The sequence below is a fragment of the Pseudomonas sp. RC3H12 genome (assembly GCF_018596375.1).
Lineage (GTDB): Bacteria > Pseudomonadota > Gammaproteobacteria > Pseudomonadales > Pseudomonadaceae > Aquipseudomonas.
The window spans coordinates 1071181-1090894 of record NZ_CP075595.1 but is presented as its reverse complement, the minus strand read 5'-3'; the positions used below and the strand labels follow the sequence as shown (position 1 = coordinate 1090894).

Annotated in this window: 15 protein-coding genes; 7 read left to right on the top strand and 8 right to left on the bottom strand. The window is 65.6% G+C overall.

The genetic code is table 11. The annotated features are described in order from the left end of the window. Window positions 1-43: 43 nt before the first annotated feature. The 3 genes from KHO27_RS04995 to KHO27_RS04985 all read right to left on the bottom strand — a co-directional run bounded on the left by KHO27_RS04995 (window position 44) and on the right by KHO27_RS04985 (window position 3292). A complete protein-coding gene (locus tag KHO27_RS04995; RefSeq protein WP_102683170.1) occupies window positions 44-1288 on the bottom strand; it encodes a lipoprotein-releasing ABC transporter permease subunit in 1245 nt (414 codons plus the stop codon). 62 nt (window positions 1289-1350) lie between these two features. Then, window positions 1351-2034 (bottom strand): lipoprotein-releasing ABC transporter ATP-binding protein LolD, encoded by a 684-nt coding sequence (lolD, locus tag KHO27_RS04990; protein WP_172670900.1) that lies wholly within the window; start codon window positions 2032-2034, stop codon window positions 1351-1353. Window positions 2035-2041: 7 nt separating this feature from the next. Continuing rightward, window positions 2042-3292 carry a lipoprotein-releasing ABC transporter permease subunit gene (locus KHO27_RS04985; protein WP_046856390.1) on the bottom strand — a complete coding sequence of 417 codons (1251 nt, stop codon included), beginning with the start codon at window positions 3290-3292 and terminating at the stop codon, window positions 2042-2044. 93 nt (window positions 3293-3385) lie between these two features. Between KHO27_RS04985 and KHO27_RS04980 the strand changes: the two genes are divergently transcribed. Together KHO27_RS04980 and KHO27_RS04975 are read left to right on the top strand one after the other, a co-directional pair. Then, window positions 3386-3970, top strand: coding sequence for a PilZ domain-containing protein (locus tag KHO27_RS04980; RefSeq protein ID WP_102683159.1), 585 nt, complete (start codon window positions 3386-3388; stop codon window positions 3968-3970). 30 nt (window positions 3971-4000) lie between these two features. Continuing rightward, entirely contained in the window at window positions 4001-4717 is a 717-nt protein-coding gene (locus KHO27_RS04975; RefSeq protein WP_214501293.1) for a glycerophosphodiester phosphodiesterase, read from the top strand. A 48-nt stretch (window positions 4718-4765) separates the two neighbouring features. Here KHO27_RS04975 and sthA read toward each other — a convergent pair whose 3' ends face one another. The 3 genes from sthA to KHO27_RS04960 form a co-directional block, all read right to left on the bottom strand. Further along, a complete protein-coding gene (gene sthA, locus KHO27_RS04970) occupies window positions 4766-6160 on the bottom strand; it encodes a Si-specific NAD(P)(+) transhydrogenase (RefSeq protein ID WP_023631920.1) in 1395 nt (464 codons plus the stop codon). A 203-nt stretch (window positions 6161-6363) separates the two neighbouring features. After that, complete coding sequence (locus KHO27_RS04965) at window positions 6364-7329, bottom strand: FAD:protein FMN transferase (protein ID WP_371926872.1); 966 nt, start codon at window positions 7327-7329, stop codon at window positions 6364-6366. Between the two features lie 131 nt (window positions 7330-7460). After that, window positions 7461-8924, bottom strand: a complete 1464-nt coding sequence (locus tag KHO27_RS04960) for a glyceraldehyde-3-phosphate dehydrogenase (RefSeq protein ID WP_110698730.1) — start codon at window positions 8922-8924, stop codon at window positions 7461-7463. Window positions 8925-9091: 167 nt separating this feature from the next. On the opposite strand from KHO27_RS04960, the gene mfd reads away from it, so the two are divergent. From mfd to KHO27_RS04945, 3 genes are read left to right on the top strand one after another with little or no spacing between them, the layout of a single operon-like run. After that, window positions 9092-12541: a transcription-repair coupling factor gene (gene mfd, locus KHO27_RS04955; protein ID WP_110698732.1), complete on the top strand. Its 3450-nt coding sequence runs from the start codon at window positions 9092-9094 to the stop codon at window positions 12539-12541. Window positions 12542-12550: 9 nt separating this feature from the next. Beyond that, on the top strand, window positions 12551-13111 hold the full coding sequence (locus KHO27_RS04950; RefSeq protein ID WP_214501292.1) for a CsiV family protein: 561 nt from the start codon (window positions 12551-12553) through the stop codon (window positions 13109-13111). A 4-nt stretch (window positions 13112-13115) separates the two neighbouring features. Then, entirely contained in the window at window positions 13116-16427 is a 3312-nt protein-coding gene (locus KHO27_RS04945; protein WP_111532757.1) for a DEAD/DEAH box helicase, read from the top strand. Window positions 16428-16493: 66 nt separating this feature from the next. Here KHO27_RS04945 and nagZ read toward each other — a convergent pair whose 3' ends face one another. Both nagZ and KHO27_RS04935 read right to left on the bottom strand, forming a co-directional pair. Then, window positions 16494-17492: a beta-N-acetylhexosaminidase gene (gene nagZ, locus KHO27_RS04940; RefSeq protein ID WP_178082039.1), complete on the bottom strand. Its 999-nt coding sequence runs from the start codon at window positions 17490-17492 to the stop codon at window positions 16494-16496. A gap of 180 nt (window positions 17493-17672) precedes the next feature. After that, window positions 17673-18377: a TetR/AcrR family transcriptional regulator gene (locus tag KHO27_RS04935; RefSeq protein ID WP_046856397.1), complete on the bottom strand. Its 705-nt coding sequence runs from the start codon at window positions 18375-18377 to the stop codon at window positions 17673-17675. Window positions 18378-18596: 219 nt separating this feature from the next. Here KHO27_RS04935 and lexA point away from each other — a divergent pair, with 219 nt between their 5' ends. After that, window positions 18597-19205, top strand: coding sequence for a transcriptional repressor LexA (lexA, locus tag KHO27_RS04930; RefSeq protein WP_110698740.1), 609 nt, complete (start codon window positions 18597-18599; stop codon window positions 19203-19205). Between the two features lie 13 nt (window positions 19206-19218). After that, window positions 19219-19695: an SOS-induced cell division inhibitor SulA gene (sulA, locus tag KHO27_RS04925; protein ID WP_110698742.1), complete on the top strand. Its 477-nt coding sequence runs from the start codon at window positions 19219-19221 to the stop codon at window positions 19693-19695. The last annotated feature ends 19 nt before the right edge of the window (window positions 19696-19714 follow it).

The following is a 19714-nucleotide window of genomic DNA, read 5'->3' as shown; positions in this document are numbered from 1 at the left end:
TACTTTGTGGGAGCCGGCTTGCCGGCGAAAGGGGCGCCATGCCTTACTCGTAACGCAACGCCATGGCCGGCTCGATCTGCGAGGCGCGGTAGGCCGGGTAGATCGTCGCCAGGAAGCTCATCACCAACCCCGCCACGCAGATGATCGCCACATCGCCCCATTGCAACTCCGACGGCAGGCTGCTGATGAAATAGATGTCGGAGGTGAAGATATGCTGGCCGCTGACTCGCTCGAGCCAACCGACCACCGCGCTGACGTTCAGCGCCAGGATCACTCCCAGCACCCCGCCAAGCAAGGTGCCGACGATGCCGATCAAGCTGCCCTGGACCATGAAGGTGCCCATGATCTGCGCCGGCGTGGCGCCGATGGTACGCAGGATGGCGATGTCCGCGCCCTTGTCGTTCACCACCATCACCAGGGTGGCGATGATGTTGAACGCGGCCACGGCGATGATCATCATCAGCAGCAGGCCGATCATGGTCTTTTCCATCTTCATCGCGCTGAACAGGCTGCCCTGGGTGTGCGACCAGTCATCGGCGCGGTAGCCTTCGCCCAGGCCCGCAGCGATGGCCTTGGACACTTGTGGCGCGGCATACAGGTCATGCAGCTTCAGGCGCACGCCCTGCACCTGGCCCGGTGCCCAGCGCTGCATTTCGCCGGCATCGGCGACGTGAATGTAGGCCTGCGAGCCATCCAGTTCGGCCCCCACCTTGAAGATGCCGACCACGGTCAGGCGCTGCATGCGCGGAGTGATGCCGCCCGGTTCCTTGCTGATCTCCGGGACGATAAGGGTCAGCTTGTCACCGGTGTTCAGGCGAAAACGCCGCGCCGTCAATTCACCGATGACCACGCCATACTCGCCCGGCACCAATGCCTGCAAGCTGCCCTGGACGATGTGCTGGGTGACGATGGAGACTTTGCCTTCCTCGGTCGGATCGATGCCGGCGACCTGGATCGGCTGCATCGCCCCCTTGTACGAGAGCATGCCTTCCATCTCGGTGATCGGCGCGGCAGCCATCACCGCCGGATTGCCTTCGGCGGCGGCGGCGACCGTGCGCCAGTCGTCCAACGGCTGCGCGCCGAGGATCGCAGCGTGTGGCACCAGGCCAAGCACCCGCGAACTCATCTCGCGCTGGAAGCCGTTCATCACCGACAACACCGTGATCATGGCCAGCACGCCGAGCGACAGGCCGATCATCGAGGTCATGGAGATGAACGAGATGAAGTGGTTGCGGCGCTTGGCACGGGTGTAACGGGCACCGATGAACAAGGACAAGGGTCTGAACATGAACGGGAACACCCAAGTAGAAAAAGAACCGGGGCCGCCTCACGGGGCCCCGCGCAAGCGACTCAGATCGCCACCAGGTGCCCGTCTTCCAGGCTCAGCACACGGTCCATCTGGCGCGCCAGGTTGAGGTCGTGGGTCACTACCAGGAAGGCGGTCTGCGAGTGGGTCGACAACTCGCGCATCAGCTCCTGGATGCCCTGGGCAGTGTGGTGGTCGAGGTTGCCGGTGGGCTCGTCGAGCATCACCAGGCCGGGGCGGTTGACCAGGGCGCGGGCAATCGCCACGCGCTGGCGCTCACCACCGGACAGCTCGGCCGGCTTGTGATTGAGGCGGTGGCCCAGGCCGACGCGCTTGAGCAGCGCCTCGGCGCGCTCGCGGGCCTCGCTGATCGGGGTCTTGCCGATCAGCAGCGGCATGCAGGCGTTCTCCAGGGCGGTGAACTCTGCCAGCAGGTGGTGGAACTGGTAGACGAAGCCCAGCGCGCGATTGCGCAGCAGGCCGCGGGCCCGCTCGCCCAGTGCCGACAGCTCTTCGCCGGCCAGCCAGACACTGCCCTGCGTCGGCGTGTCGAGACCGCCCAGCAGGTTGAGCAGGGTACTCTTGCCCGAACCCGAGCTGCCGACGATGGCCACCCGCTCGCCCGGGTGCAGTTCGAGGTTCAACCCTGACAACACCTGCACCGACTCCGGGCCTTCCTCGTAGCTCTTGCCCAGGTTGCGGCAGCTCAACACGGCTTTATCACTCATGCGCGACTCACTCATAACGTAGCGCCTCTGCAGGCTGGGTGCGCGAGGCGCGCCAGGCCGGGTACAGGGTGGCGAAGAAACTCAGCACCAGCGCCGCACCGCAGACCATGTACACGTCCTGGGCCTGGATCTGCGACGGCAGGTAATCGATGAAGTACACGTCGGCATTGAGGAACTTGTGCCCGATCAGGGCTTCGATGCCGGCGATGGCCGCGCTCACGTTGAGCGCGCCGAGGATGCCCAGCACCGCGCCGATCAGCGTGCCGACCACGCCGATCACCGTGCCCTGGACCATGAAGATGGCCATGATCTGCCCGGGCGTGGCACCCAGGGTGCGCAGGATGGCGATGTCGCCGCGCTTGTCGTTGACCACCATCACCAGGGTGGAAATGATGTTGAACGCCGCCACCGCGACGATCAGCAGCAGCAGCAGGCCGATCATGGATTTCTCCATGCGGATTGCCTGGTACAGGTTGCCATGGGTGCGGGTCCAGTCCCGCGGGTAGTACTCCTGCTCGCCCAACTGCTGGGCGATTGCCCAGGTGGCGCGAGGGGCCTGGAACAGGTCGTCGAACTTCAGGCGCACGCCCTGGACCTGGTCGGCCTTCCAGCGATGCAGGCGCGACAGGTCGGCAATGTTGGTCAGGCCCAGGTAGCCGTCGATCTCGCCGGCACCGACATGGAAGGTGCCGACCACGGTGAAGCGCTTCATGCGCGGGAACATGCCCGCCGGAGTCACGCTCACCTCGGGGGCGACAAAGGTCAGCTTGTCGCCGATGGCCACGCCCAGCTTCTGCGCCGCCTTGTCGCCGATCATGATGCCCCACTCGCCCGGCGCCAGCTTGTCGAGGCTGCCGTCGAGGACGAACTTGTCGATGATCGACACCTCGCGCTCGCGGGCCGGGTCGATGCCGTTGAGCAGCACCTTCTGCACCTTGCCCTCATGGGTCAGCAGGCCCTGCATCTGGGTGAAGGGCGCGACCGCCAGCACCTGCGGATTCTGCTTTACTTTAGAGGCGAGGGCCTGCCAGTCGTCGATCGGCTGACCGGTCTCCAACGTGGCGTGGGGGATCATACCCAGCACGCGGGTACGCATCTCGTGGTCGAACCCGTTCATCACCGACAGCACCACGATCATCACCACCACGCCCAGGGCGAGGCCGATCATCGAGGTGAGCGAAATGAACGAGACGAAGTGATTGCGGCGCTTGGCACGGGTGTAGCGCGTACCAATGAATACGAATAGAGGTCTGAACATGTCGGGGCTTGTTCGGATGAAAGGGAACGTCCTTGTGGCGAGGCGCCTACGGCGGCTTTACACTCGGACCACCGCCGTAACCTTGGGTTCGCCATGACGACATTAGACGAAGAAGATCGCCGCGAATACTACCGCATCGAAGATCGGATCGCACTTCAAATCAGCCCCCTCAGCGCGGCCGAAGCCCTTGAGACAGAACTGTTGCAGGATGATTCGGAGCTGTTCAACCTGCTCAGCGAACTGCACCTGTCGGACTTCGAGTCGCAACACCTGCTGCGCCAGTTGAGCGAGAAGGACCGCACCCTGGCCGCGTTCCTGCGCGCCCAGAACAAACGCCTCGACCTGCTGAGCGCCGTGGTCGCGCAAACCTTGATCGGCGAAATCGGCCAGCCGATGCCGGTGATCATCTCCGAAGGCGGCATCGAGTTCGCCCAGGCGCAGAAGATCGCGCCCGGCACCCGGGTCAAGGTGAAGATGGTGCTGATGCCCCGTGCCCATGGCCTGTTGCTGCGCGGGCGGGTCACCCATTGCGACCCGCGCCCGGACGGCGACTTCGAGGTTGGCACCGAATTCATCGACATGACCGACGCCCAGCGCCAGCTCCTGGCCCGCTACATCCTGCAGCGCCAGCAACAGCAACGGCGCCAGGCGCTGGAGCAGAACGAGCCGGACGCATAAGCCCTTTTTCCCTGATTTGAAGGAACGAACGTGACCCTGATCTATGGCCACCGCGGCGCCAAGGGCGAAGCACCCGAGAACACCCTGCAGAGTTTCCGCCAGTGCCTGTCCCATGGCGTGGACCGCTGCGAACTCGACCTGCACCTGTCGGCCGACAACGAGCTGATGGTGATCCACGACCCGAGCCTCAAGCGCACCACCGGCCGGCGCGGCAAGGTGGTCGAGCACACCGCCGCCGAGCTGGTGACCTACGACGCCCGCAAGGGAGGCCCGGGCCATGTACAGCCCTGCCACATCCCACGGCTCGAGGAACTGTTCGCGAAGTGCCCGTTCGAGCATTGGCAACTGGAGGTCAAGAGCGCCTCGCGCACCCGCGCCGCCAGCACGGTGCTGGCGATCCGCGAACTGGCCCTGCAGCACGGCCTGCTGGACAAGGTGACCATCACCTCGAGCTCACGGGAAGTGCTCGGCGCCGCCCAGGAACTGGTGCCGGATGTGAAGCGCGGGCTGGTCGCCGAGTATGCCTGGCTCGACCCGTTGAAGGTCGCGCAGAACTACGGCTGCGAGATGCTGGCGTTGAACTGGACGCTGTGCACCCCCGAGCGCCTGATCAAGGCGCAGCGCCAGGGTTTGCACGTGTCGGTGTGGACGGTCAACGAACCGGCACTGATGCGCCGGCTCGCTGACTTTGGCGTGGACAGCCTGATTACAGACTTTCCCGGTTTGGCCAGGACCACCCTCGGGTAGGGCTGAAATCGGTCTCCCCGACCGGCTCAGGCCACCGGTCGGAGCCGCTCAAAAAAGCCGGTTCAGACCATCATAGGCGGCTACCCGATAGGCCTCGGCCATGGTCGGGTAGTTGAAGGTGGTGTTGACGAAGTATTTCAGGTTGTTCTGCTCGCCCGGCTGGTTCATCACCGCCTGGCCGATGTGGACGATCTCCGAGGCCTGGTAGCCGAAGCAGTGCACGCCGAGGACTTCCAGGGTCTCGCGGTGGAACAGGATCTTCAGCATGCCTTGCGGCTCGCCGGCGATCTGTGCGCGAGCCATGCTCTTGAAGAAGGCCTTGCCCACTTCGTAGGGCACCTTGGCCTGGGTCAGTTCCTGCTCGTTCTTGCCGATCGAGCTGATCTCCGGAATGGTGTAGATGCCGGTCGGCACGTCGTTGACGAAGCGCCAGCTGCCGTTGTCGACGATGCTGCCGGCCGCCGAACGGCCCTGGTCATGGGCGGCGCTGGCCAGGCTTGGCCAACCGATCACGTCACCGGCACCGTAGATGTTCGGCACGCTGGTGCGGTAGGTCTCGTCGACCTCGATCTGGCCACGGCTGTTGACCTTGATACCGATGTTCTCCAGGCCCAGCTTGTCGGTGTTGCCGGTACGGCCATTGCACCACAGCAAGGCGTCGGCCTTGATCTTCTTGCCCGACTTCAGGTGCAGGATCACCCCGTTGTCCAGGCCCTCGACACGGTCATACTCCTCGTTGTGGCGCACGGTGATGTTGTTGTTGCTGAAGTGGTAGCTCAGCGCCTGGGAAATCTCCGAATCCAGGAAGCTCAGCAGCTGGCCGCGGTTGTCGACCAGTTCCACCAGCACACCCAGGCCGCTGAAGATCGAGGCGTATTCGCAACCGATCACCCCGGCGCCGTAGACGATCAGCTTACGTGGGGTATGACTGAGGCTGAGGATGGTGTCGCTGTCATAGACGCGCGGGTGGTGGAAGTCGATGTCGGCCGGGCGGTATGGGCGCGAGCCGGTGGCGATGATGATGTGCTTGGCGTTGAGCTTCTCGACCACGCCGTTGGGGCAGACCACTTCGACGGTCTGCTCATCGGCGAAGCTGCCGGTGCCGACGAACACATCGACGCGGTTGCGCGCGTAGTAGCCGGTGCGCGAGGCGACCTGCTTGCTGATAACCTTCTCGGCGCTCTTGAGCACATCGGGGAAGGAGAACCAGCGAGGTTCGCCGATGGCGCGGAACATCGGGTTGGTGTTGAACTGCATGATCTGCCGCACGGAGTGACGCAGCGCCTTGGACGGGATGGTGCCCAGGTGGGTGCAGTTGCCACCGACCTGGCGACGGCTGTCGACCATGGCCACCTTGCGCCCTGCTTTGGCGGCGTTCATTGCCGCGCCCTCTCCGGCCGGGCCGGAACCCAGCACCACTACGTCGTAGTTGTAGACAGCCATGCGTACTCCTTCAGAACTGGCCCGCCGGCCGGATGGCCGCGGGGCGCGATCATGTCGCCGGGGCGCCATGAGAAAATTCGGGTGCAGTCTAATCAAGCGTGAACGCCGCGCACATTAACCCTTGGTCGCGTCGTAGGCCATTATTGCCTGCACTACATGTCGTTTCACCGTTTCCCTGGCTTCGATCATCCGTGGCTTGCCTTTCACTTGCCTTTCACCCGCTGCTCGAAGGCCGGCGTGGAACGAGAGACGAAACCACCCTCGACCCGGGTCACCAGCACTGCGGCGATACCGTGGGCGATGGCGAAATCCCAGCCCTGCTGCGGCCCGAGGATCAACAACAGGGTCGAGTAGCCGTCGGCCAGCAGCGCCGAAGCGTCGAGCACCGTCACCGCCGCCAGGTCGTGGGCGACCGGGCGCCCGAGGCGGGCGTCGAAGGTGTGTGAATAGCGCCGGCCATTGTCCTCGAAATAATGCCGGTAGTCACCCGAGGTCGACACGGCCAGGTCCTGCACGTCGATGACCTGGCGGGCGATCTGGCGATCCTCGCGCGGCAGTTCCAGGGCCACCCGCCAGGCGCTGCCATCGGGCTTGCGGCCCACGGCCTTCAACTCACCGGTGGCCTCGGCAAGAAAGTTGTCGATGCCCATGGCGCGCAGGCGCTGGGCGATCAGGTCGACGGCGTGGCCGGCGGCGATGCTGTTGAAATCCAGCTCGACGGCGGCGTCCTTGCACAGGGCCTCGCCCTCAAGGCGCAAGTGGCGGTAACCCACGCGCAGGCGCGCCCTGGCCAGCGCCTGCGGCTCCGGCACCTGCATTTCGCGGGCCTGCGGGCCGAAGCCCCAGAGGTCGAGTAGCGGTTCGACGGAAAGATCAAAGGCACCCTGGCTCTGTTCGGCCAGGTGCTGGCCGAAAGTAACCAGTTCCAGCATGTCGGCATCGATGGGCAGGCACTGGTTGGCCGGCAACTGGTTGAAACGGCTGACGATGGAGTCGCCGCGGTAGGTGGAGTAATGCGCGTCGATCGCCTGCAGGATGCTTTCGACCGCCGCCTGCACCTGCTCCGGTGCCGGGCCGCCTGGCTGGCGCACGTACTGGATGCTGTAGCTGCTGCCCATAGTCGGGCCGCCGAAGCGCTCGAGGGTCGGGGTTGGCTTGCAGGCGGACATCAGGATGAGGATGCAGATTAAAAGCGCACGCAATCTTTAGATCTCAAGTGTCAGGACTGCCCCGCGCTGAGGCCAGGCGAAAAAAAACGGGAACCCGAAGGTTCCCGTTTTCTCAACGCATTACAAGCGGATCAGCGTGGAAACGCTGGCGGGTTCACACCGGCCATGTCTTCCATCACGCGCACCACCTGGCAGCTGTAACCGAATTCGTTGTCGTACCAGACGTACAGGACAACACGGTTGTCATTGCAGATGGTCGCCTCGGCGTCGACCACACCGGCGTGGCGCGAACCGACGAAGTCGGTCGATACCACTTCCTGGGAGCTGACGTAGTCGATCTGCTTGTGCAGCTCGGAGTGCATGGCGGTCTGGCGCAGGTACTCGTTCAGCTCCTCGCGGCTGGTGGCCTTCTCGAGGTTCAGGTTGAGAATGGCCATCGACACGTTCGGCGTCGGCACACGGATCGCGTTGCCGGTCAGCTTGCCCTTGAGCACTGGCAGGGCCTTGGCGGCGGCGGTCGCGGCACCGGTCTCGGTGATGACCATGTTCAGCGGCGCGGCGCGACCACGGCGGCTGCCCTTGTGGAAGTTGTCGATCAGGTTCTGGTCGTTGGTGAACGAGTGAACGGTTTCGACGTGGCCGTTGACGATGCCGTACTGGTCGTTGATGGCCTTGAGCACCGGCACGATGGCGTTGGTGGTGCAGGACGCCGCCGAGATGATCTTGTCGTCGGCGCTGATGTCGCCGTGGTTGATGCCGTGCACGATGTTCTTCAGCGCGCCCTTGCCAGGCGCGGTGAGGATCACGCGGGCGGCGCCCGGGCAGGCCAGGTGCTGGCCGAGGCCGTCGGCGTCACGCCAGACACCGGTGTTGTCGACGATCAGCGCATCGTTGATGCCGTACTGGGTGTAGTCGACTTCGCTCGGGCTCTTGGCGTAGATCACCTGGATCAGGTTGCCGTTGGCAGTGATGGTGTTGTTGGCTTCATCGATGACGATGGTGCCGTCGAACGGACCGTGCACCGAGTCGCGGCGCAGCAGGCTGGCGCGCTTGACCAGGTCGTTCTCGGCGCCCTTGCGCACAACGATGGCGCGCAGGCGCAGGCCGTCGCCGCCACCGGTCTTCTCGATCAGGATACGCGCCAGCAGGCGGCCGATGCGGCCGAAGCCGTACAGCACGACGTCGGTGCCCTTGCGTGCGGAAGCGTTCTGCTGACCCACGACGTCGGCCAGTTCGTCACGGACGAACTGCTCGGCGCTGCGGCCATTGCCTTCGACCTTGAACTTGTTGGCCAGCTTGCCCAGGTCCACCGAGGCGGCGCCCAGCTTCAGCTCGCTCATGGCCTTGAGCAGTGGGAATGTCTCGTGGACGGACAGCTCGGTCTCGTCGGTCTGACGGTGACGGGCAAAGCGGTGTGCTTTGAGGATCGAGATAACCGAACGGTTGATCAGGCTGCGGCCATAGATCGAGCTCACCACGTTGTTGTTGCGGTAGAGCTGACCGATAAGCGGGATCATCGCTTCAGCCAGGGCTTCACGATCGATCCACTCACCAAGACACTGGTCGGGCTTCTGAGTCACGGTAACCTTCCACATGTAGGGGAACAAAAAAGGGGCTACATTATGACGCCCCGCGGCGTATCGGGCAATGAGCGCCTGTCGCCGGCGCCAGCCCCCGTCGCCAAGCCCTTTCGAACCTGACAGCGCGCCTCGTCACCGGTACAATCGACCTCTTTGCCGCAACGCTTGGAGTCCGATCTCCCGTGTCAGTTCTGCGCCTACCGCAAATGTCGGCCACGGCCGGCAAACAAACCTGGGGCAACCTGCCCGGCGCGGCCTTGAGCCTGGCCGTCGCCGAGGCTGCCAGTACCGCCGGTCGCTTCACCTTGCTGCTGACCGCCGACAGCCAGGCGGCCGACCGCCTGGAGCAGGAGCTGCGCTTCTTCGCGCCGGATCTGCCGGTACTGCCTTTCCCCGACTGGGAAACCCTGCCCTACGACCTGTTCTCGCCGCACCAGGACATCATCTCCCAGCGTATCGCCAGCCTCTACCGGCTGCCGGAGCTGGACCACGGCATCCTCGTCGTGCCGATCACCACCGCCCTGCACCGCCTGGCCCCCACGCGCTTCCTGCTGGGCAGCAGCCTGGTGCTGGACGTGGGCCAGAAGATCGACGTCGAGCAGATGCGCGCGCGCCTGGAAGCCAGCGGCTACCGCTGCGTCGACACGGTCTACGAGCACGGCGAGTTCGCCGTGCGCGGCGCGCTGATCGACCTGTTCCCCATGGGCAGCAAGCAGCCGTACCGCATCGACCTGTTCGACGACGAGATCGAGACCCTGCGCACCTTCGACCCGGAGAGCCAGCGCTCGATCGACAAGGTCGACTCGATCCGCCTGCTGCCGGCGCGCGAGTTCCCCATGCAGAAGGACGAGGTGACGCGCTTCAAGGCGCGTTTCCGCGAACGCTTCGACGTCGACTTCCGCCGCAGCGCGATCTTCCAGGACCTCACCAGCGGCATCATCCCCGCTGGCATCGAGTACTACCTGCCGCTGTTCTTCGAAGAAACCGCCACCCTGTTCGACTACCTGCCGGCCGACACCCAGGTGTTCTCGCTACCGGGCGTGGAACAGGCCGCCGAACACTTCTGGAACGATGTGCGCGGGCGCTATGAAGAGCGCCGCGGCGACATGACCCGGCCACTGCTGCCGCCGGCGGAACTGTTCCTGCCGGTGGAGGATTGCTTCGCCCGCCTCAAGCAATGGCCACGGGTGGTGGTCAGCGCCGAGGACATCGACGCCGGCGCGGGGCGCGAGCGCTTCCCCGCCCGCGCCCTGCCCAACCTGGCCATCGAGGCCAAGGCCCACCAGCCGCTGGCGGAGCTGGCCAACTTCCTCGACCAGTTCGGCGGCCGCGTGCTGTTCACCGCCGAGTCCGCGGGCCGGCGCGAAGTGCTGCTGGAGCTGCTCGAGCGCCTCAAGCTGCGCCCGCAGACCGTCGACGGCTGGACCGACTTCATCACCGGCGGCGAGCGCCTGGCGATCACCATCGCCCCCCTGGACGACGGCCTGCTGCTGGACGACCCGGCCATTGCCCTGGTAGCGGAAAGCCCGCTGTTCGGCCAGCGCGTGATGCAGCGCAGGCGCCGCGAGAAACGGGGCGAGGCGGCCAACGACGCGGTGATCAAGAACCTCACCGAGCTGCGCGAAGGCGCGCCGGTGGTGCACATCGACCATGGCGTGGGCCGCTACCTGGGCCTGGCCACCCTGGAAATCGACGGCCAGGCCGCCGAGTTCCTCACCCTCGAATACGCCGAGGGCGCCAAGCTCTACGTGCCGGTGGCCAACCTGCACCTGATCGCCCGCTACACCGGCAGCGACGACGCCCTGGCCCCACTGCACCGGCTGGGTTCAGAAGCCTGGCAGAAAGCCAAGCGCAAGGCCGCCGAGCAGGTGCGCGACGTCGCCGCCGAGCTGCTCGACATCTACGCCCGCCGCGCCGCGCGCAAAGGCTACGCCTTCGCCGACCCGGCCGCCGACTACGCCACCTTCAGCGCCGGCTTCCCGTTCGAGGAAACCCCCGACCAGCAGACCGCCATCGAGGCGGTGCGTGCCGACATGCTCGCCGGCCAGCCCATGGACCGCCTGGTGTGCGGCGACGTCGGCTTCGGCAAGACCGAGGTGGCCATGCGCGCCGCCTTCATCGCCGTGCACAGCGGTCGCCAGGTGGCGGTGCTGGTGCCCACCACCCTGCTCGCCCAGCAGCACTACAACAGTTTCCGCGACCGCTTCGCCGACTGGCCGGTGAAGGTCGAGGTGATGAGCCGCTTCAAGTCGGCCAAGGAAGTCGCCAGCGCCGCGGCGGAACTGGCCGAAGGCAAGATCGACATCCTCATCGGCACCCACAAGCTGCTGCAGGACGATGTGCGCTTCAAGGACCTGGGCCTGGCCATCATCGACGAGGAACACCGCTTCGGCGTGCGCCAGAAGGAACAGCTCAAGGCGCTGCGCAGCGAGGTGGACATCCTCACCCTGACCGCAACGCCGATCCCGCGCACGCTGAACATGGCGGTGTCGGGCATGCGCGACCTGTCGATCATCGCCACGCCCCCGGCGCGACGCCTGTCGGTGCGCACCTTCGTCATGGAGCAGAACAAGAGCACGGTGAAGGAAGCGCTGCTGCGCGAACTGCTGCGCGGCGGGCAGGTGTACTACCTGCACAACGATGTGAAGAGCATCGAGAAGTGCGCCGCCGAGCTGGCCGAACTGGTGCCCGAGGCACGTATCGGCATCGGCCACGGGCAGATGCGCGAACGCGAGCTCGAGCAGGTGATGAGCGACTTCTACCACAAGCGCTTCAACGTGCTGATCGCCTCGACCATCATCGAGACCGGTATCGACGTGCCGAGCGCCAACACCATCGTCATCGAGCGCGCCGACAAGTTCGGCCTGGCGCAATTGCACCAGCTGCGTGGCCGGGTCGGGCGCAGCCACCACCAGGCCTATGCCTACCTGCTGACGCCACCGCGCCAGCAGATCAGCGCCGACGCCGAGAAACGCCTGGAGGCTATCGCCAACACCCAGGACCTGGGCGCGGGCTTCGTCCTGGCCACCAACGACCTGGAGATCCGCGGCGCCGGCGAACTGCTCGGCGAAGGCCAGAGCGGGCAGATCCAGGCGGTCGGCTTCACCCTGTACATGGAGATGCTCGAACGCGCGGTCAAGGCCATCCGCAAGGGCACCCAACCTAACCTCGAACAGCCGCTGGGCGGCGGCCCGGAGATCAACCTGCGCCTGCCGGCGCTGATCCCCGAGGACTACCTGCCCGACGTGCATGCGCGCCTGATCCTCTACAAGCGCATCGCCTCGGCGGCCGACGAAGAGGGCCTCAAGGACCTGCAGGTGGAGATGATCGACCGCTTCGGCCTACTGCCGGAGCCGACCAAGAACCTGATGCGCCTGACCCTGCTCAAGCTGCAGGCGGAAAAGCTCGGCATCAAGAAAGTCGATGCCGGCCCCAACGGCGGCAAGCTCGAGTTCGAGGCCGAAACCCCGGTCGACCCGCTGACCCTGATCAAGCTGATCCAGGGCCAGCCCAAGCGCTACAAGTTCGAAGGCGCGACCCAGTTCCGCTTCCTGGTGCCGATGGAACGCCCCGAAGAACGTTTCAACACTCTGGAAGCGCTGTTCGAGCGCCTCACCCCACAAAATCCATAAGGAAGCTTCATGCGTGCCATCCGTTGCCTGACCCTGCTGCTGGCCCTGCTCGCGCCAGCTGCCTTCGCCGCGGGCCCCTACCAGGTGGAAATGGTCCTGGTGCGGCAGAACGCCGTGCCGGCGATCACCAGCCCGTTCGCCCCGGAAGACTGGAGCGCCGGCGCGCCGCGCCTGGAAAAAGGCGCCGAACGCCCGACCGGCCTGGGTGACGAAGTCACCCGCCTGCAGGCCACCGCCGACTACACCGTGCTGCTGCACAAGGCCTGGCAGCAGGATGGCGAAACCGTTGCCCTGAGTGCCGGTGACGAACAGTTCGGCCACTTCCCGATCGAGGGCAACCTGAGCATCCAGGAAAGCCGCTTCATCGCCGTGGACGCCAACCTCTGGGTCAACCAGCTCGACAGCAATGGCAGCGTGCTGCGCAGCGAGCAGTTCAAGCAGAGCAACAGCAACATGAAGGCCGGCCAGCTGACCTTCCTCGATGGCGGGCACCTGGCCATGCTGCTCAAGGTCTCACCGGCCGGCATGCGCAAGATGCCGCTGCCCGACCCGGAAATGATGGAGCAGTGAAACCGTGAACGCCGATGTGCAGAAGCTGGCAGCCGAGAATCCGAGCTGGAAGCGCGACTTTTCCGCGGCCACCCTGCAACGTGGCGAGCGCTACGCCGAACAGGGCCTGGTGCAGATCCAGTCCCACGGCGATTCACGCATCGAGTCCACCTGCCGCGGCAGCGGCGGCAATGTCTACCGCCAGCGGATCATCATCACCGCGGGGCCATCCGGGCAATGCCATGTGCGCGGCAACTGCTCCTGCCCGGTCGGCGAGAACTGCAAGCACTGCGCCGCCGCGCTCTACACCCTGGCCAGCAGCTACGGGCGCGGTGCGGCCAGCGGCGAGCAACTGCCCCATCACCTGCAGCATTGGTTGCAAGGCCTGGAGCAGCCCACCCCCAGGCAAGACGGCGCTGAAGACCGGCGCGGGCGCATGGTCTGCTACCAACTCATGCTCAAGGACGACAAGAGCTGCGCCTTGCGCGTGCGCAAAGGCACCCGCGAAGAGCATGGCATTCGCTACAGCCGCATCCATTCGCTGTACGAACTGCTCTACGAGCCGCCAAAATACGTCAAGGAAGAAGACCTGCGCATCCTGCGTCAGCTGTCGGCGCAGAACGCGCCCTTCGGCCAGGAACGCGGTTTCGCGCTCAAGGGGCACGAAGGCGGCGAACTGCTGCAGCGGGCACTGGACACCGGGCGCCTGATGTTCATCGAAGACTTTCCCTTGATGGTTCAGGGCGCCCCGCGCCAGGCGCAATTCCGCTGGGTACGCCTGAACAGTGGCGACTATCGGGGCATGTGGTACAACGGCGAGGAACCGCTCAATTGCGTGCTGCCGCTGGTGCCGCTGTTCTACTTCGATGTCGACAGCCAAGAAGTCGGCACCGTCACCCACACCCTCGACCCGCACACCGCCCTGCAGCTGTCCCTTGCCCCCGATGTACCGGAACACCTTATCGTGCCCCTCAGCCACAAGCTCAACGCGCTCAACCATCACCTGCCGACCCCCACCGCCGTGCAGGAGGAACAGCTCGACGGCATCGAGCCGACCCCACACTTGACCCTCGGCAGTCTCGAATTCAGCGCCTACACGCCCAAGACCGGGCGCATGCAACGCCAGATGCAGCACCGCGCCGCGCTGGCGTTCGACTACGACGGCCTGCGTGCCAGCGGCAGCGACGACAAGTCACTCAGCCGCCTGGTGGGCACCACCAGCCAGCGCATCCAGCGCCAGCCACAGGCCGAGCAGGCCCTGCGCATGGCCCTGCGCGACCACGGCTTCAAGGTGGCGACCCGCCAGAGCAAGGCCCTCCCCGACAGTGCCGGCGAAATGTACCAGTTGCCCGACGACGAAGCCTGGCTGCGCTTCGCCCGCGAGGGCCTGCCGCGCCTGCGCGAAGCGGGCTGGGCGATCGACGTGCACCGCGACTTCGCGTTCAACCTGCACGAGGTCGACGACTGGTATGCCACCATCGAGGAAGCGCCAGGCCACGAATGGTTCGACCTCGAGCTGGGTATCGTGGTCGACGGCCAGCGCCACAGCCTGCTGCCCATTGTCCTGCAACTGCTGCGCACCAGCCCGGAACTGCTGCGGCCCAGTGAACTGGCGCGGCGCAATGACGACGAGCACCTGCTGATTGACCTCAACCGCGCCCGCCATGACGGCCCGGCGCTGCGGGTCGCCCTGCCCTACGGGCGCATCAAGGCGGTGATGGGCACCCTGGGCGAACTGTACCTGCACGAGGACGCCGTGGGCCCGAGCCTGCGCCTGGACCGCACCGATGCCGCACGCCTCAACGAAATCGACCACCTGCCGCTGCAATGGGAAGGCGGCAGCCATGTGCGCGACCTGGGCCGACGCCTGCGTGACGCTCGCGACCTGCAGGTGATGCCGCCCAAAGGCCTGAACGCCACATTGCGCCCCTACCAGCAGCAAGGCCTGAACTGGCTGCAGGCCCTGCGCGAGATGGGCACCGGTGGCATCCTCGGCGACGACATGGGCTTGGGCAAGACCCTGCAGACCCTGGCCCACCTGCTGCTGGATAAAGAAAGCGGGCGCCTGGCACATCCGGCGCTGGCGGTGATGCCCACCAGCCTGGTGCCCAACTGGCTCGACGAAGCCCGGCGCTTCGCCCCCGACCTGCGCGTGCTGGCCTTGCACGGCCCAGGCCGCAACAAGCACTTCGCCAATCTGGCCGACTATGACCTGGTGCTGACCACCTACGCCCTCGCCCCCCGCGACCTCGAACCACTCAAGGCCCAGCCCTGGCACCTGCTGGTGCTGGACGAGGCGCAGAACATCAAGAGCAGCACCAGCAAGGCCGCCCAGGCCGTTCGCGAGCTGCAGGCCAGCCAGCGCCTGTGCCTGACCGGCACGCCGATGGAGAACAACCTCGGCGAGCTGTGGTCGATCTTCCACTTCCTGATGCCTGGCTGGCTGGGCGACAGCAAGCGCTTCACCCAAGACTACCGCACCCCGATCGAGCGGCACGGCGACGCTGAGCGCATGGCCCATCTGGCCAGCCGCATCCGCCCGTTCCTGCTGCGCCGTACCAAGGAACAGGTGGCCACCGAACTGCCGGCCAAGACCGAAATGATCCACTGGGTCGAGCTCAGCGACGCCCAACGCGATACCTACGAGGCGCTGCGGGTGGCAATGGACAAGAAAGTCCGCGACGAGATCGCCCGCAACGGCGCCGCGCGCAGCCAGATCGTCATCCTCGACGCGCTGCTCAAGCTGCGCCAGGTGTGTTGCGACCTGCGCCTGGTCAAGGGTACCGAGGCCAAGGGCACATTCGCCGACAAGGGCAAGCTGGGCAGCCTGCTGGAGATGCTCGAGGAGCTGCTCAGCGAGGGGCGCAAGGTGCTGCTGTTCTCGCAGTTCACCTCGATGCTGGCGCTGATCGAGTTCGAGTTGGAGAAGCGCGGCATCCGCTACAGCCTGCTGACCGGCGACACCCGCGACCGCCGCGCTCCCGTGCAGCAGTTCCAGAATGGCGACAGCGAGGTATTCCTGATCAGCCTCAAGGCCGGCGGCACCGGGTTGAACCTGACCGCCGCCGACACTGTGATCCACTACGACCCGTGGTGGAACCCGGCCAGCGAGAACCAGGCCACCGACCGCGCCTACCGCATCGGCCAGGACAAGCCGGTGTTCGTGTTCAAGCTGATCACCCGTGGAACGGTGGAAGAGAAGATCCAGCAATTGCAGCAAGAGAAGGCGGCACTGGCAGCCGGGCTGCTCGATGGCGGGCAGGCCGGGCAATGGCGGTTGGGGGATGAAGAGATCGAGGCGCTGTTCGCGCCGCTGCCGGGCAAACGAAGTAAGTAAAAGCCCGCTCCCACGAACCCTCAGGGGGGCGTGGCAGCGGGCTTGCCCGGGACGAGGCCAGCGAGGTCAATCGACCAGCTGAGCTTCCTTCAGCGCCCCCAGCGCCTCCAGCCAACGCGGCTGCTGGCGGTAATCGGTACGCGCAAAGCCCTGCCCGCGCATCCGTGCAATCCGCGGCGACGGCTTGACCTTCATGCGCTGCGCCGCGCTCAGCGCCAGCTCGGCCGAAGCCCGGTCATTGCACACCAGGCCCATGTCGCAGCCCGCGCTCAATGCAGCCTCGATGCGGCTGGCGGCATCGCCCACCACGTGGGCGCCGGCCATGGACAGGTCATCGCTGAAGATCACCCCGTCAAAGCCCAGCTCGCCGCGCAGGATGTCCTGCAGCCAGCGCCGGGAGAAGCCGGCCGGCTGGTTGTCGACCTGCGGGTAGATCACGTGGGCCGGCATCACCGCCGCCAACTGGCCGCTCAAGCGGGTGAACGGTACCAGGTCGGCCGCGCGCAGTTGTTCCAGGCTACGGTCATCGACCGGGATCGCCACATGGGAATCGGCCTCGGCCCAACCATGGCCGGGGAAATGCTTGCCACAGGCCGCCATGCCCGCGGCATTCATGCCGCGGATGAACGCGCCAGCCAGTTCGGTGGCCCGCTGCGGATTGCCTTCGAAGGCGCGGCTGCCGACCACCGCGCTACGCTGGTGATCGAGGTCCAGCACCGGGGCGAAGCTCAGGTCCAGGCCTACCGCCAGCACCTCGGTCGCCATTAACCAGCCGCACTGCTCGGCCAGGTATTCGGCATTGGCGTTGTCGGCGATGGCGCGCATGGCCGGCAGGCGCACAAAGCCCTGGCGCAGGCGCTGGACCCGCCCGCCTTCCTGGTCCACGGCGAGGATCAGCTCGGGACGGATGGCGCGGATCGAGGCGCACAGCTCGCGCACCTGGCGTGGGCTGTCGATGTTGCGGGCAAAGATGATCAGGCCGGCCACTTCGGGCTGGCGCAGCAGATGGCGGTCTTCGGCGGTCAGCCATTTACCGGCGATATCCACCATCAGGGAGCCTTGCAGGCTGGCAGTCATTGGGAATCCTTCATTGGAGATCCGGAGGTCGCGCGCGCGCACGCAAACATCGGACAACGCGGTGTCCGATCGTTCAGTGGCGAAGCTGCCGTGTTGACAGGGATTGCGGCGGGGGCGAGTGCTGGCATGGGCGCTAGCTTAGCGCAAGCGCCCTGCCCCGCCCAGTGCTCAGGCCTTGGCGGGCGCGCCGGACTTGCTGCGTGGGCGCAACTGCGCCGCGGCCATGGCTTGGTCGGTGACACCGCTGTCGGCACGCATGCCGGCGGCCAGGAACGGCACCATCAGGCGCATCACCTGCTCGATCGAGGTGTTGATGCCGAAGTCGGTTTCGGCGATGGCGCGCAGGGCCTTGATACCGGACATGCTGAACGCCGCGGCGCCGAGCATGAAGTGCACGCGCCAGAACAACTCCAGTGGCGGAATGCGCGGCGCGGCCTCGTTGACCAGCAGCATGTAGCGGCGGAATACCTTGCCGTACATGTCTTCCAGGTAACGGCGCAGGTGCCCCTGGCTCTGGCTGAAGGCCAGGCCCAGCAGGCGCATGAAGATCGACAGGTCGTTGTTGCTGCGCGGTTGCACGACCAGGGCCTGCTCCACCAGCATTTCCAGCAGCTCCTCAAGCGAGGCCTTCTGCTCGGGACGCGCCTGGTGGCGGTCGAGCTCACGCTCCAGGCTGGCGCAGAACGGGCCCAGGAAGCGGGAAAAGACCGCCTGGATCAGGGCTTTCTTCGAACCGAAATGGTAGTTCACCGCCGCCAGGTTGACCCCGGCCTTGCTGGTGATCAGCCGCAATGAGGTTTCCGCGAACCCGCGCTCCGCGAACAGCTGCTCCGCCGCATCGAGGATGCGCTCAACGGTTTCCGATTGGGCCATGACTACTCCGCCTGACAAACAGTTGTTTGAAACATACGTTTCAGTGCTGCACATGTCAAGGCTAGGTGACTGGCCGGTCGCCATTTAAAAGCGCCAAGCCACAAGCTGCAAGCGACAAGATGCACCCGACGCGCTCTATTTCTTGCAGCGAGTAGCTTGCAGCCGTCTCATCACTGTATATAATCCCAGTCACTGTATATAAAGACAGAGCCCTCGCCCATGCTGAAACTGACGCCACGCCAAGCCGAGATTCTGGCTTTCATCAAACGCTGCCTCGAAGACAACGGCTTCCCGCCGACCCGTGCCGAGATCGCCCAGGAGTTGGGCTTCAAGTCGCCCAACGCCGCCGAGGAGCACCTGAAAGCCCTGGCCCGCAAGGGCGCCATCGAGATGACCCCTGGCGCTTCCCGCGGTATCCGCATCCCCGGCCTCGAGCCCAAGCAAGAGGACAGCGGCCTGCCCATCATCGGTCGCGTCGCTGCCGGTGCACCGATCCTCGCCGAGCAGCACATCGAGGATTCCTGCAGCATCAACCCGGCCTTCTTCCATCCGCGCGCCGATTACCTGCTGCGGGTACACGGCATGAGCATGAAGGACATCGGTATTTTCGACGGCGACCTGCTCGCCGTGCACACCACCCGCGAAGCCCGCAACGGCCAGGTGGTGGTAGCCCGCATTGGCGACGAAGTGACCGTCAAGCGCTTCAAGCGCGAAGGCAGCAAGGTCTGGCTGATCGCCGAGAACCCCGAATTCGCCCCCATCGAAGTCGACCTGAAAGACCAGGAACTGGTGATCGAGGGCTTGAGCGTCGGCGTCCTGCGCCGCTGAACCAGGAGGCGTCATGCAGCCGTTCACCCATGTACCCCAGCAAGCCCAGCTGCCGCTGTTCGAGGCCTTCCTTGCCCAGCCGGTGCTACCAGGCCTCAAGCCCAGCGCGCCATCGCGCAAGAGCAGCCAGCCAGAGCTGTTCAGCGAGCTGGCCCTGCGCGGCGCGCCAGGGCACTGCCAGAGCCTGCTGGCGCCGATCCTGCGCGAACTCAGCGAAGAAGACGACAGCCGCTGGCTGACGCTCATCGCCCCACCCGGCAGCCTCACCCAGGCCTGGTTGCGTGATGCCGGCCTGAACCGCGAACGCATCCTGCTGCTGCAACCCGGCGGCAGGCAGACGGCCCTGCAACTGGCCTGCGAGGCACTGCGCCTCGGGCACAGCCATACCGTGGTCAGCTGGCTGGGCACCATCAACAGCAACGCCCGCCAACAGCTGCAGCGCGCAGCGGCCAGCGGAAACGCACAAAGCCTGAACATCCGCCTCGGCTGATGTTCAGGCTTTGCCTGTC